Source organism: Synechococcus sp. N19, from assembly GCF_900474045.1.
Classification (GTDB): Bacteria; Cyanobacteriota; Cyanobacteriia; order PCC-6307; family Cyanobiaceae; genus Parasynechococcus.
The window spans coordinates 99,200-111,284 of the sequence record NZ_UCNR01000007.1 but is presented as its reverse complement, the minus strand read 5'-3'; the positions used below and the strand labels follow the sequence as shown (position 1 = coordinate 111,284).

The window sequence follows — 12,085 nt, the reverse complement described above, 5'->3', positions numbered from 1 at the left end:
AGGGATGGCCGCCTTCACCCTCGACCTGCTGGCACAGCTGCCCGAGGCCTATCAGGCCTTCTCCCCGCTGATCGACATTCTTCCGTTGATCCCGGTCTTCTTCCTGCTGCTTGCCTTCGTTTGGCAGGCCTCTGTGGGCTTCCGCTGAAGCCTCAGCCCATCCGGATCACCTTCAGAGCAAACGCTGGCAGCGACAGCATGCGTCGCCAGCGTGATGGCTCCTGCATGAGCCGATACAGCCATTCAAGTTGCATCCGGCACATCCAGCCGGGGGCACGTTTTTTGATGCCGGCCCAGACGTCAAAACTGCCGCCGACACCCATCCACAATCCATGCTGGCCGGCCGCCACGCGTTCGGACCAAGTTTCCTGGCGCGGCACCCCCAGGGCCACCAGAACGAGATCAGGCTTCAACGCCCTGAGCTGAGCTTCAACGCCCGGCCAGGCCTCGGGAGCTTGATAACCATCCACCGCGAGCGCCAGGTTGAGGCCACGGATGCGTTGCGGCAACTCCGCACGCAGCGTTGCCATCACCTCAGGTGATGCACCCACCAACGCCACACGCCATTGGTGGGCGGCGGCGTACTCGAGCAAGGTCCAGGCCAGTTCGATGCCCGCAGTTTTGACAACCCGGATCTGCTGACGGCCCAGGGCCCAGACCACTCCCGCTCCATCCGGGATCACTAGATCAGCGGTTCCGATCGCCTGCCCCAGAGCGGCATCGGCCCGAGCCGACATCGTCATCTCAGCGTTGAGGGTGACGATGCGTCCGCCGCCCCGGGCATGCAGACCGAGTGCAGCAGCACAGACATCACGGCAGGCATCCACAGGCACACCGAGCACCTGGCAGCGGCGACGGTCATCGGGGGCGGTGCTGACAGAGTCCATGGCCGTGGGGCTGCGTTGGAGAATTTAGGGGCGGTAATGGATGAGGGCATGGTTGTGACGACGACGGAAACCCTTCCGCAGAACCACGCCACGACCCTTCAGCGTCTGGATCAATCCATCCAACGGGTGGTTCTCGATCGGCAGGACCCGATCAGCGGCCTGCTCCCCGCCAGCACCGCGCACACCATCCATGGCAACTACGGCGATGCCTGGGTGCGGGACTGCGTCTATTCGGTGCAGTGTGTCTGGGGACTGGCCCTGGCCCACCGCCGTCAGCAGGGGCAGAACAGCCTGCGCGCCTGGGAGCTGGAGCAGCGGGTGGTGGCCCTCATGCGCGGCCTGATGCGCTCGATGATGCGGCAGGCCGAGAAGGTGGAGCGCTTCAAAGAGAGCCTTAACCCCGTCGACGCCCTTCACGCTAAATACGACAGCTGCACCGGCGAGCCGGTGGTGGCTGACGACGCCTGGGGACATCTCCAACTCGATGCCACCTCCCTGTTTCTGCTGCAGCTGGCGCAGTTGACCAAGGGCGGCTGCGCGGTGGTGCAAAGCCGTGATGAAGTGGATTTCCTTCAAAACCTGGTGCACTACATCGCCAGGGCCTACCGCACTCCCGACTACGGGATCTGGGAACGGGGCGACAAAGGCAACCATGGTTTGCCGGAGCGCAATGCCAGCTCCATCGGCATGGCCAAAGCCGCCCTGGAGGCCCTGGATGGGGTTGACCTCTACGGCCCCCATGGCGACGGCAGCTGCATCCTGCTGATTCCCCAGGGGGCCATCGCACGGCTCCGGCGGGCCTTGCAAGGGCTCCTGCCGCGGGAATCCGCCAGCAAGGAAGCAGACAGTGCCTGCCTCTCAGTGATTGGTTATCCCGCCTGGGCCGTGGAGGATGCCGCCCTGGTGGAGCGCACCGGCCGTCGGATTCGACGGGAACTCGGCGGTTCCTATGGCTACAAACGCTTCCTCCGGGATGGTCACCAGACGGCGGTGGAAGACGTCAACCGCCTGCACTACGAACCGGAGGAGCTCGCCGCCTTTGAAGGGATCGAGTCGGAGTGGCCGTTGTTTCTGGCCTTCGAACTGGTCACCGCCTGCTGCGAAAGGCGCTGGGACGAGGCCCGGCAACTGCACAGCCAGCTCAAGACGCTGGCCGTTGAACAGGACGGCGAACGTCTCTACCCCGAGCTCTATCAGGTGCCGGCCAGTGCCGTCGATCAGGAACGGCTCAATCCAGGCAGCCAGGAGCGGGTGGCCAACACCAACCTGCCGCTGATCTGGACCCAGAGCCTGGTGTGGCTCGGGGAAATGCTGCTGGACGATCTGATCCGTCCCGAGGACATTGACCCCTGTTGCCGCAGGGAGCCGCAGCCACTCGGCGCCGAGACTGTTCTGGTGGCGATGGCTGCGGAGACGGATGACGTGCGCCAGGCGCTGCTGGCCGCCGAGGTGCCGATCGACCCAACCTCAGTGGTTTCCGTGCAGTCGTCCGACGAGCTGAAGCAACGGTTGAAAGCCGCCGGCACCAATTCGCGGCTTGAGCTCACTGGGCGCCCCGGGCACCGGGTGGAAACCGAGGACACGGCTCGGGTCTACCGCCAGGACGGCGCCATCAGGGTGTTCACCCCGTCCGTGCTGGAAGACGACAGCAGCTATCTGGCCGATGACCCGGAGGAGCTGCTGGAAACCGTTGTGGACGAGCTGCATCTGCTGCAACGACACTGGCGCGGCACGGGACATCCCCTTCTGGTGATCCCCATTCGCGACGCAGCACTGCAGCAGCACCGCGACGTCATCCTCAAACTGGCCCGGCAACTCGGCAGCGGCGTCATTGAAAGCATCCCCGTCCGCTTGGGCTGCGTCAGTGAACTGGTGGATCAGGCGCAGGAGGTGCAGCTGCCGCCGCTCCAACAGAAACCGGTTCCATACTCCGAGCCAGCCAAGCCGCTCCTGCGCGACGCCACCGATCTCCGGGATCTGACCGCCGCAGAGGAGCAGGAGCTGGATGACACACCGATCGAACAATTGAGCCAGCGCCTCTGGAACAGTGCGCTGCTGCATGAACAGGCGGAAGTGCTCGAGTTGCTGCAACGGCGTCTTGGCCCCCAGGGGATTCAACGCAGCCCTGAGGGCCATCCGGTGGCCCTGCGCACCCTGCTTGAGGAGGTCTATCAACGGGGATTGCGTTGTGAGGACTGGAATGTGGTGCGGCGCTGTGCTGGCGCCATGGGAATGGTGCATCCCCAACTCGAAGATGCCCTCACCGATCTTCTCGTGCGTCAGAAACAGGTGGTGGTGGGGCGCAACTACACCGGCGACTCCCGGCTGCGTCAGCCGATGGACAGTGCCGCCATCGCCGAACGGATTGAAACCACCAGCGGAATCGACGGCCGTGAATGCATGCTCGAACAGGAACTCCTGCTCGCCCTCGACAGCGTGGCGCGGCGGGAGCCAGCGCTGCTGAAGGGGAGCCTCACCCTGCAGCTGGGGCAGCTGATGCTGCTGCTGACATCAGAGCTGGCCGTGGAGAAAACGCTCAGTCAGGACGAAGCCTTTGAAGCCCTCTGCAGCGAAGCACCCCATGCGATTCGCAAGCGCTTGCGCGCCGTGCTCTCCGATGTGGACCATGCCAGAGCAGCCCTGCAACGCGGCGAACAGCTGCACGTGAGCGGCCGGGTGCAGTGGTCAGTGCCTGACCCCCTGGAAGAAACACCGGGGGGTGGGGACTGGCTTCAACACCGCGTCCGCCTGGGTTCCTTCCAGAAAGTTCCCCGCGATTTCTATGCCGGGATCTGGTCGCTGCTGCAGCACTGCCGCGGCCTGGTGATTGGCGACAAGCTGGAGCGGCGCAATCGTCTTAACAGCAGCCTCATCCTCGAGAAGACGCCAGGGGAGCGCAATTTTGCCGCCCAGGTCGACCATTTGCTCAGTCGGATCAAGGCACCGGAATACCGACAACTCTGCAGCGAATGCCTGCTTTCGCTGATGGCCTTTGTCGAAGCCAATCCAGAGGTGCGCTTCGAGGATGAGCTGGCCCTCGACGTGGTGATCGGTCATGCCGTCAGGGTCGGCTGGCAACAGAGCCATCCCTCTCTTCGCCCAGAGAACTACCCGCAATACAAGGCCCAGGCCTGGGGGCAGTTTTATCGGTCCTCACCCGGTGACTGCCGACGCTGGCAGGTCACGGCGTTGCGGGAACTGGCCGAACAGCAGGGGCTGGTGTAATCCCAGTGGAAGCCCTCAGATCGGTGCGCACAGGGGCGCTCCCGTATCCGGGTGTTCAACGGCCTGCTCGATCAGGTCTGCCAGCTTGAGAGCCCGCGAGGCCTGAAGACCATCCACCGCAGGGGTCTCCCGGCCGCGCACGCACTGCAGAAAGTGCTCGAGCTCGGCATAGAGCGGTTCGATCGAGGTGGTGCTCACCTCCTCGATGAAGCCGTCATTCCGATACAGCAGCTCACCGTGATCAGCGGAGTACCACTCGTGGGCCCGGCGGTGGATGTGCAGGGTGTGGTTGAGGAAGTCCGTCTCCACCAGGCTCGAACGGCAATGGGCACTGAGGCTGCGGATTTTGCGGTGGCTCATCTTGCTGGCCGTAAGGCTGGCCACAACACCGTTCTCGAAACCCAACGTGGCGTTGACGTAATCGATCGGGCCTTCGGCACTGCGACCACCGGCAGCGGCGAGCCGCACCACGGGAGCTTTTGCCAGCTCGAGCACGAGGTCGATGTCATGGATCATCAGATCCAGCACCACAGAGACATCATTGGCCCGATCGGAGTGGGGGCTGTGGCGACGCGCCTCAAGAACCACCACCTCTTCGTTGGCCACCACCTTGGTGAGCTCACGGAAGGCAGGGTTAAACCGCTCGATGTGGCCCACCTGCAGCAGACACCCCGCCGCTGAAGCGGCCTCAATCAGTGCAGTGGCCTCGTCCTGACTGGCCGCAATCGGCTTTTCAATCAGAACGTGCACACCCGCACGCAGGCAGGCCAGACCGACGGGATGGTGCAGCAGCGTGGGGACCGCGATGCAGACGGCCTCCACCTCCGAGAGCATGGTGTTGTAGTCGGCGAACCAGCGGCAGCCGAATTGCTCAGTGGCGAGCTTGCCGCGCTCAGCATCCGGATCCGCGACGCCCACGAGATCAGCATCCCGCAGAAGGCTGAGCACCCGCGCGTGGTGCCAGCCCATGTTGCCGATGCCTATCACCCCGACCTTGACTGGGACCATGGGGTCGGGAGACATCAGCGCAGGAGGTCGATTGGGGGAAGACTATCGGCCTTCAGTCAGAATCTTCACTCTGAGCTGGGGAGAACAAGCCTGACCCGATCGATCCGCGGCCCTGCCATGGCTGTGATCTCGAACTGCAGGCCGTTGAAATGAAGCCCTTCCCCCGCGGACGGAATGTGCTGGAGCCGCTCCAGCAGGAAGCCCGCCAGGGTGTGATGGTCATCGGCCTCGGGCAGATCGAGATCGAGCTGTCGATTGAGCTCGAAAATCTCCAGGTCCCCGGCCACCAGCCAGGCACCAGGGCAGTCCTTCTCTTCGAGCAGATCCGGTTCATCGGTCTCGGCGGGATCCTCATCACCAACGATTTCTCCGGTGAGATCTGCTGCGGTCACCAGACCCTCGGTGCCGCCGTGCTCATCCACCACCAGCAGGAGCGGCTGACCGCTGCGGATCATCGGCAGCAGTTCCGCCAGCGTGCAGGTCTCCAACACGGGCACCGCAGGCTGGAGATACGGCTCGAGCAACGAATCGGCCTGGAGCTCACCCCGTGCGATCGGTTCGGCCATCTGACGGAGATCCAGCACGCCACGCACGTCATCCAACGACTGGCCGATCACCGGAAAGCGGGCATGACGGGTGTGATGCACGGCCTCCATCATTTCCGCAAAACGGACCGTGGCCGGCAGAGTGACCATCCCAGAGCGCGGCACCATCACCTCCCGCACCTGGGTGTCCCGCAGGGCGAAGACACCTTCCAGGATGTTCTTCTCATCCGGGAACAAGCCCGTGACCCGTCCAGACTCCACAAGGGTTTCCAGCTCACCAGCGGAAAGGGCTGGCACAAGCACATCCCATTGGGGAGCCAGGCCAAGCAGGCGCATCAACAGGCCCGCCAGCGCCTCAAGCAGATTGAGGAGTGGGGCCAGGCAGCGCATCACCACCTCCAGCAGCGGCACCAGGCGAAGCGCCGAGGATTCCGGACGGTTCAACACCCAGGCCTTGGGCAGCAAACCAGCCACCAGCGTGGCCAGCAACACGATGCTGAGGAACAAGGCTGTGTCGCGCCAAGCGACACCCACAGACCCATCCGACCAGAGCCGCCCACCCAGACCACGGCCAGCCCAGCCAAGGGCCACCAGAGCAAGGGTTGCACCCAGTTGAGACACCAGCAGAGCGCGCCGCAGGCGTCGCTGAAGACGCTGGATGGAACGGGCCCCAGCCTGCCCTTCCTCAACGAGCACTTCAACGCGACTGGGTCGTAGCCGCAGCAGGGCCACCTCTGTAGCCGCGAAGAAGGCCGGGAGAACCAGCAGAACAGCCAGCAGAAGAAGCCGCATCAACAGGGGGGAATGGGGGTCGCGAGGATCGAACTCGCCTTAGGCGAATTATGAGTTCGCTGCATTCACCAGATTGCTAGACCCCCATGGGGAGAGTGTTACCACAGGGGAGTCACGCCGGGGAAGTAATCGTCTGAGGGCGCATCCGGCACGGCTTCGATGGTCTCGGTAGCCGCCAGGCTGCCGTTGAAACCGCTTGAGATATCCATGGTTCGCATCGGCAGCGGCGGACTCTGCTCCTCCAGCAGGGCTCCCGTCGTGTTCTGAAGTGCAGACCCATCCCAGATCAGCGTCTGGTCGGGGAAGCCGAATCCCATGACCCGATTCCCCTCGATGCCGCCAACTGCGATCCCCAGAACATCGGTCAATTGATGCAGGGGGTCCACGCCCCGGGCCATGGGCGAGGTCCAGGTGTAGAAGCGACGGTTGACCAGCTCACTGGTGGTCTCCATGGGGTGGCACACCGTGACTTCGACGGGAGCACCACCACTGCCGGGCACAGGCGCCTTAACACTGGTGGTGCAGACCAACGGCCCGCCAACACCGATGGGCCGGCGAGCAGAAGCAGACTCGAACCAAAGAACGACCGCAGCAGCACCGGTTGAATCAGCTCTAAGCGCAAACTAAGGACATCTGCGAAGCGCGGCCAGCCCCATGTCTGAATCGTCGAGTGTCCCGACTGAGCGGGAGCAACTGCTGAACCGTCTGGCCACCCTGGCCTACCGACGCGGAGACTTCATCCTGGCTTCAGGCCGCAAGAGCGAGCACTACGTGAACTGCAAACCCGTGAGCCTGAGCGGTTCCGGCCTGGCGCTGATCAGCCGGGCGATGCTCACCCAGGTGGAGGCCGATGCACTGGCCGTGGCTGGTCTCACCCTCGGAGCAGACCCACTGGTGAGCGGTGTTGCCATGGCCGCCGCCGATCGAGGTCGGGAGCTTGATGCGCTGATCGTGCGAAAGGAAGCCAAAGGCCACGGCACCGGAGCCTGGCTGGAGGGTCCGCTCCCTGCCCCCGGGGCACGCATCACCGTGCTGGAAGACGTTGTCACCACAGGAGGCTCATCCCTCAAGGCGGTTCGACAGCTACGCGACGCCGGCTACAAGGTGGAGCGGGTCGTCACCATCGTCGACCGGGAAGAAGGGGGTGACGCTGCGATGACGGCTGAAAATCTTGAACTGATTAGCCTTTTCAAGCTGTCTGAAATCGCCGCCTTCACGCCTGCATGAGCAAGTTGTTTTGGGACGCCCAGGTTCCCTGGCTGCGCTTGAACGGCAGCGGAGCACGCCAGTTTCTTCAGGGGCAGACCAGTGCTGACCTCAACGCACTCCAATCCGGGGATCTACTTCAGACCTGCTGGCTGACCGCAACGGGACGCTTGCGGGCCGTGCTGGAACTTCGTTTCGATGCAGAGGGGGCCGATGTGATCGTTCTGGCGGGAGAGGCCTCTGCCGTTCACGCTGGATTTGATCAAGTGATCTTTCCAGCCGATCGGGTTCGCCTCCAACCCCTGGGCCAGTTGCGCCGACTGCAGTGGCTCGAGCCCATGGCTGCAGCCGTGTGGTGCGATCCTGATGCGGCCCTGCCGGAGACCTGGGCATCAGGGGAAGCAGCCACCGCGACGGCTCTGGAACAATGGCGGCTTCAAAGCGGATTCCCCCCGGGACCCGGTGAACTCAATGGCAAGACCAACCCCCTGGAGCTTGGGCTTGCCGCTCAGGTCAGCACAGAGAAAGGCTGCTACCTCGGCCAGGAGACCATGGCCAAACTCATCGGCCAGGCAGGGGTGAAGCAACAGCTGCGCTGTTGGAGCTGCCCTAGTCCGCTGGCGGCCGCCGCCAAGCTCACGCTGGACGGCGAGCGAGCCGGGGTGATCACCAGTGCGCTCGAACGCGATGGCACTTGGCTTGGGCTGGCCCTGGTGCGCCGCCAGTGCCTGGCCAGTCCAACGCTGGAAGGTCCCAACGGAGAACAGCTCCAGATCCGTCAACCTGAGGCGTTTCAGGATCCCGACGCCTGATCCTGTTCAAGCAACCAGTCGGCTACGGCCCAGGTGGCCAGGCAGTCGTCGCGGTTGTAATCGAAGATCCAGCGCAGCCCATGCCTGGTGCCGCGTCGATCGGGGCCCTCCCCCTGCCACTGCCGCCACCAGAGCAGGGCCCTGGCCCCATCCACACCGGCCTGACTCCATTGAAACCCCTGCCAAACAGCCACGGCCTTGAGGCCATAACTGGCCAGGGGTAGGCGCCAGTGATGTCTGACCCGGGCATGCACATCCACCAACCGCTGACGAAGCTGCAGCACCTCGGCCTCGGCAGCACCCTGCCGCTCAGCCATACGCCTTAAGGCCAGGCTTTCTGTCTCCCCGTAGTGGAGGATCGGCCAACCCCGATAGCGATTCAGCAACCGTTGCAAACGGAGCCAGCAACGGGCTTCACCATGCTCCGCCAGAGCCAGGATCGGGTGATACGCCAGGGATGCCAGATCCCAGTTTCCGCTTTTGGTTCTGGGCAACACCAGAAAACCGTGAAGGAAGTCGTGACGGGCGTCGGGATCGGATTCGATGTCGTAGAGCATCACACCAGGACAGTCCTGCAGTTCCGGCAGTGCCGCTGAGGCATCCAAACGCTCCACCCGTCCATCCCGCTGCGCCCGGGCCTGAGCCACCAGGGATGCGGCCACCTCAGCATGCTGATCCCCAAAACGCTGCAGCTGCTCGGCGAGCTGCAACGGATCAGCCGCGGCCAGATCGGACAAGCCGCGAATCCCAAGCTCCAGCAACATCTCGCGCCGCTTGGCCCCGATGCCGCTGACCTCGCTCAGATGCCCTTCCTCCGCCGCCACGGCATTGCAGGCGACACGCCAGCTGCAAAGTGAGCACTTGCGCCGGTCAGCGGCCAGCGGAGGAGGAACCGGGCGCTCGAGGTCAGAGCGCAGTTTGCGGAGCCCCTCCGACAGCTGTCGGCGCAGACCACTGGAGAGATGCAGCCGCTCCTGTTCGAGGCGCCGGCCACCACCGCCGAGCACCAGCATCGACGGAACATCTCCCTGCTGATGCTGCTCAAGCAACAGGGCCATCAACGCCAGCGGCAGCTGATGTTCCCGGGTGGTGCGGCGGCCCTGACGGGCCAGCACCGGTTGATAGGCGAAGTCACCCCAGCGGCTCTGCCCCTTGACCCGCCGCAGCAGTGGAGGGTGTGCCTCCAACGGCTCACCGGATGGGCCAAGCCCCTTCAGGCGCAGACCCACCACGGCCTCGGCTCCGGCAGCACAGGCGGCGATGCCATGCCCAGGCTTGCGGGGGAGCAAAGCCACAAAACAGCGCTGCTGGTCGTCCAGCAGGAGATTGCGATGGGCCGTCCAACGCCGCTCGGCAGGATTCCCGTGGCGATCGAGCCAAGCCTTGCGACGGCAACGCAGCCAACTGCGCAGCAACCGGTCGGTGAGAGCGTTGTCGGCAGCCGGGGTGTCACCCATCCGCCGACCCTACGGCCGCCAGCTGCTAGATCCACTGAAGTGCAGGCTGTGCCATGGCATCGGCTCCCCTCCCTCTGAGTCCAGCTCCGATCAAGTTCGGCACCGATGGCTGGCGCGGGATCACCGGCGTCGACATCACGGTTGAGCGGTTGTTGCCCGTTGCCGCTGCCGCGGCTCAAGAGCTCGCCCATCGCGCCCCCGAAGGTCTCAACAGCCGAACGGTGGTGATCGGTTACGACCGGCGCTTTCTGGCTCCAGAACTGGCGGAAGCCATCGCAGCCGCTGTGCGGGGTTGTGAACTGGAACCCCTGCTCACCGACACCGCTGTGCCCACGCCGGCCTGCAGCTGGGCCGTGGTGGAGCGCAAAGCCCTGGGAGCGTTGGTGATCACCGCCAGTCACAACCCACCGGAATGGCTGGGGCTGAAGATCAAAGGGCCCTTTGGTGGATCGGTCGAGGGAGACTTCACAGCCGCAGTCGAACGACGTCTGGCCGGCGGCGGCATCACGGCACCGATCAAAGCGGAAGTCCCCCGGTTTGATGGGCGCGGCGAGCATCTGGAAGGGTTGCGCCGCAAGTTGGACCTCAGTGCCCTGGTTGATGGCCTCAAGGCTTTCAACCTCAAGGTGATCGTCGATCCGATGCATGGATCAGCCGCCGGCTGTGTGACTGAGCTGCTCGGCCCTGAAGCCGCTGGCGTTGTGGAAGAGATCCGCAGCGACCGTGATCCCTTGTTTGGCGGTCATCCACCGGAACCCCTGGCGCCCTACCTCGGGGCGTTGATCGCGGCTGTGAAAGCCTCAACGGCCACCGGAACTCCTGCGGTGGGATTGGTGTTCGACGGCGATGGTGACCGCATCGCTGCCGTGGATGAGACCGGCCGGTTCTGCAGCACCCAGCTGCTGATGCCCCTGTTGATCGATCACCTGGCCCGAGCCCGCCAGCTGCCGGGCGCCGTGGTCAAGACCGTGAGCGGCTCGGATCTGATGCGGCTGGTGGCGGAGGCCCAGGGACGCCAGGTTTTGGAGCTCGCGGTGGGCTTCAAGTACATCGCCGCAGAGATGCTGGCCGGGGATGTACTGATCGGCGGAGAGGAATCCGGTGGTGTGGGCTTCGGCATGCACCTGCCCGAGCGGGACGCCCTGTTCGCGGCGATGCTGGTGCTGGAAGCCCTTGTGGAAGGGAAGCAACCCCTGGGTGCGCGTCTGGATGCACTCCAGCAACAACATGGAGGCAGCAGTCACTACGACCGACTCGACCTGCGCCTGGCCGACATGGAGGCACGCCGACGGCTCGAGACGCTGCTGGACCAGAGCACGCCCTCGACCATCGCCGGCGCAGACGTGCTGGAGGTGATCAGCACCGACGGGATCAAACTGAGGATGGGGCCGAACCACTGGCTGATGCTGCGCTTCTCCGGCACGGAACCGCTGCTGCGGCTCTACTGCGAAGGGCCGGATGCCGAGCGGGTGAACGAGGTTCTCGCCTGGGCCCGACAGTTTGCGGAGGCCGCATGAAGACCCTTGTGATCGCCAGCGGCAACGCCGGCAAGATTCGTGAATTCCAGGGTCTACTGCAGGCCCTGCCCGTCAGCGTGCAACCCCAGCCAGAAGGCTTGGAGGTGGAGGAGACGGGCACCACCTTTGCCGCCAATGCCCAGCTCAAGGCTCAAGCGGTTGCCGCCGCCACAGGGGAATGGGCCCTGGCCGACGATTCAGGCCTCAGCGTTGATGCGCTTGATGGCGCTCCGGGTGTTCATTCCGCCCGCTACGCCCCCACCGACCCGGAACGCATTGCCCGGCTGCTGAAGACCCTGAACGGCTCAGACCAACGCCAGGCCTATTTCTGCGCCGCGCTCTGTGTCGCCGCCCCAGACGGCACCATCCTGCTGGAGGTAGAAGGCCGCTGCGACGGCTTGATCACGGCCGCACCGCGGGGAGATCAGGGTTTCGGCTACGACCCGATCTTCGAAGTTGCTGGAACCGGCCGCACCTTCGCGGAGATGCCATTGGCGGAGAAAAAGCAGCACGGCCACCGCGGCAAGGCCTTCAGCCTCCTGGAACCCAAGTTGCGCCAGTTGCTCGAAGCAAGCTGAAGAAGAACCACGGATACAAAGGCTCTCGGGGCATGGTCTGTACGGTGAGGTCTGCCGC

The 12,085-nt window shown here is 64.4% G+C and carries 11 protein-coding genes and 1 tRNA gene; 6 read left to right on the top strand and 6 right to left on the bottom strand.

Annotated features, from left to right (window positions below; all coding sequences use genetic code 11):
• Positions 1-4 precede the first annotated feature (4 nt).
• Positions 5-148, top strand: a complete 144-nt coding sequence (locus tag DXY02_RS03875) for a photosystem II reaction center protein K (RefSeq protein ID WP_025362038.1) — start codon at positions 5-7, stop codon at positions 146-148.
• A 4-nt stretch (positions 149-152) separates the two neighbouring features.
• Here the strand turns inward: DXY02_RS03875 and DXY02_RS03870 are convergent, their stop codons facing one another.
• Positions 153-887 carry a WecB/TagA/CpsF family glycosyltransferase gene (locus tag DXY02_RS03870; RefSeq protein ID WP_114988111.1) on the bottom strand — a complete coding sequence of 245 codons (735 nt, stop codon included), beginning with the start codon at positions 885-887 and terminating at the stop codon, positions 153-155.
• Between the two features lie 48 nt (positions 888-935).
• On the opposite strand from DXY02_RS03870, the gene DXY02_RS03865 reads away from it, so the two are divergent.
• Positions 936-4,112: a glycoside hydrolase family 15 protein gene (locus tag DXY02_RS03865; RefSeq protein ID WP_170951465.1), complete on the top strand. Its 3,177-nt coding sequence runs from the start codon at positions 936-938 to the stop codon at positions 4,110-4,112.
• Positions 4,113-4,127: 15 nt separating this feature from the next.
• Here the strand turns inward: DXY02_RS03865 and DXY02_RS03860 are convergent, their stop codons facing one another.
• The 4 genes from DXY02_RS03860 to DXY02_RS03850 all read right to left on the bottom strand — a co-directional run bounded on the left by DXY02_RS03860 (position 4,128) and on the right by DXY02_RS03850 (position 6,987).
• Positions 4,128-5,135: a Gfo/Idh/MocA family protein gene (locus tag DXY02_RS03860; RefSeq protein WP_114988109.1), complete on the bottom strand. Its 1,008-nt coding sequence runs from the start codon at positions 5,133-5,135 to the stop codon at positions 4,128-4,130.
• 50 nt (positions 5,136-5,185) lie between these two features.
• The gene (locus DXY02_RS03855) at positions 5,186-6,457 is read right to left on the bottom strand and encodes a hemolysin family protein (protein ID WP_114988108.1); all 1,272 of its coding nucleotides are present in this window, start codon (positions 6,455-6,457) and stop codon (positions 5,186-5,188) included.
• Positions 6,458-6,470: 13 nt separating this feature from the next.
• Positions 6,471-6,543: transfer RNA gene (locus tag DXY02_RS12405), tRNA-Ile, on the bottom strand.
• A gap of 12 nt (positions 6,544-6,555) precedes the next feature.
• Positions 6,556-6,987: a hypothetical protein gene (locus DXY02_RS03850; protein ID WP_179948725.1), complete on the bottom strand. Its 432-nt coding sequence runs from the start codon at positions 6,985-6,987 to the stop codon at positions 6,556-6,558.
• A 124-nt stretch (positions 6,988-7,111) separates the two neighbouring features.
• Between DXY02_RS03850 and pyrE the strand changes: the two genes are divergently transcribed.
• Together pyrE and DXY02_RS03840 are read left to right on the top strand one after the other, a co-directional pair.
• Positions 7,112-7,684: an orotate phosphoribosyltransferase gene (pyrE, locus tag DXY02_RS03845; protein ID WP_114988107.1), complete on the top strand. Its 573-nt coding sequence runs from the start codon at positions 7,112-7,114 to the stop codon at positions 7,682-7,684.
• A complete protein-coding gene (locus tag DXY02_RS03840; RefSeq protein ID WP_114988106.1) occupies positions 7,681-8,475 on the top strand; it encodes a glycine cleavage T-protein in 795 nt (264 codons plus the stop codon). Before pyrE ends, DXY02_RS03840 begins: the two co-directional genes overlap by 4 nt.
• Here DXY02_RS03840 and DXY02_RS03835 read toward each other — a convergent pair.
• Positions 8,457-9,932: a TM0106 family RecB-like putative nuclease gene (locus DXY02_RS03835; protein ID WP_114988105.1), complete on the bottom strand. Its 1,476-nt coding sequence runs from the start codon at positions 9,930-9,932 to the stop codon at positions 8,457-8,459. The two genes, DXY02_RS03840 and DXY02_RS03835, sit on opposite strands and share 19 nt — an antisense overlap.
• Before the next feature lie 53 nt (positions 9,933-9,985).
• Here DXY02_RS03835 and DXY02_RS03830 point away from each other — a divergent pair, with 53 nt between their 5' ends.
• Together DXY02_RS03830 and rdgB are read left to right on the top strand one after the other, a co-directional pair.
• Positions 9,986-11,449, top strand: a complete 1,464-nt coding sequence (locus DXY02_RS03830; RefSeq protein ID WP_114988104.1) for a phosphoglucomutase/phosphomannomutase family protein — start codon at positions 9,986-9,988, stop codon at positions 11,447-11,449.
• On the top strand, positions 11,446-12,027 hold the full coding sequence (rdgB, locus tag DXY02_RS03825; RefSeq protein ID WP_114988103.1) for an RdgB/HAM1 family non-canonical purine NTP pyrophosphatase: 582 nt from the start codon (positions 11,446-11,448) through the stop codon (positions 12,025-12,027). The genes DXY02_RS03830 and rdgB overlap by 4 nt, the downstream gene beginning before the upstream one ends.
• Positions 12,028-12,085 lie beyond the last annotated feature (58 nt).

Excerpts from the sequence above, each read along its gene's own strand:
- DXY02_RS03840 (WP_114988106.1), top strand. The coding sequence starts at position 7,681 with ATGAGCAAGTTGTTTTGGGACGCCCAGGTTCCCTGGCTGCGCTTGAAC.
- DXY02_RS03875 (WP_025362038.1), top strand. The coding sequence starts at position 5 with ATGGCCGCCTTCACCCTCGACCTGCTGGCACAGCTGCCCGAGGCCTAT.
- pyrE (WP_114988107.1), top strand. The coding sequence starts at position 7,112 with ATGTCTGAATCGTCGAGTGTCCCGACTGAGCGGGAGCAACTGCTGAAC.
- DXY02_RS03835 (WP_114988105.1), bottom strand. The coding sequence starts at position 9,932 with ATGGGTGACACCCCGGCTGCCGACAACGCTCTCACCGACCGGTTGCTG.
- DXY02_RS03865 (WP_170951465.1), top strand. The coding sequence starts at position 936 with ATGGTTGTGACGACGACGGAAACCCTTCCGCAGAACCACGCCACGACC.
- DXY02_RS03870 (WP_114988111.1), bottom strand. The coding sequence starts at position 887 with ATGGACTCTGTCAGCACCGCCCCCGATGACCGTCGCCGCTGCCAGGTG.
- DXY02_RS03860 (WP_114988109.1), bottom strand. The coding sequence starts at position 5,135 with ATGTCTCCCGACCCCATGGTCCCAGTCAAGGTCGGGGTGATAGGCATC.
- DXY02_RS03855 (WP_114988108.1), bottom strand. The coding sequence starts at position 6,457 with ATGCGGCTTCTTCTGCTGGCTGTTCTGCTGGTTCTCCCGGCCTTCTTC.
- DXY02_RS03830 (WP_114988104.1), top strand. The coding sequence starts at position 9,986 with ATGGCATCGGCTCCCCTCCCTCTGAGTCCAGCTCCGATCAAGTTCGGC.
- rdgB (WP_114988103.1), top strand. The coding sequence starts at position 11,446 with ATGAAGACCCTTGTGATCGCCAGCGGCAACGCCGGCAAGATTCGTGAA.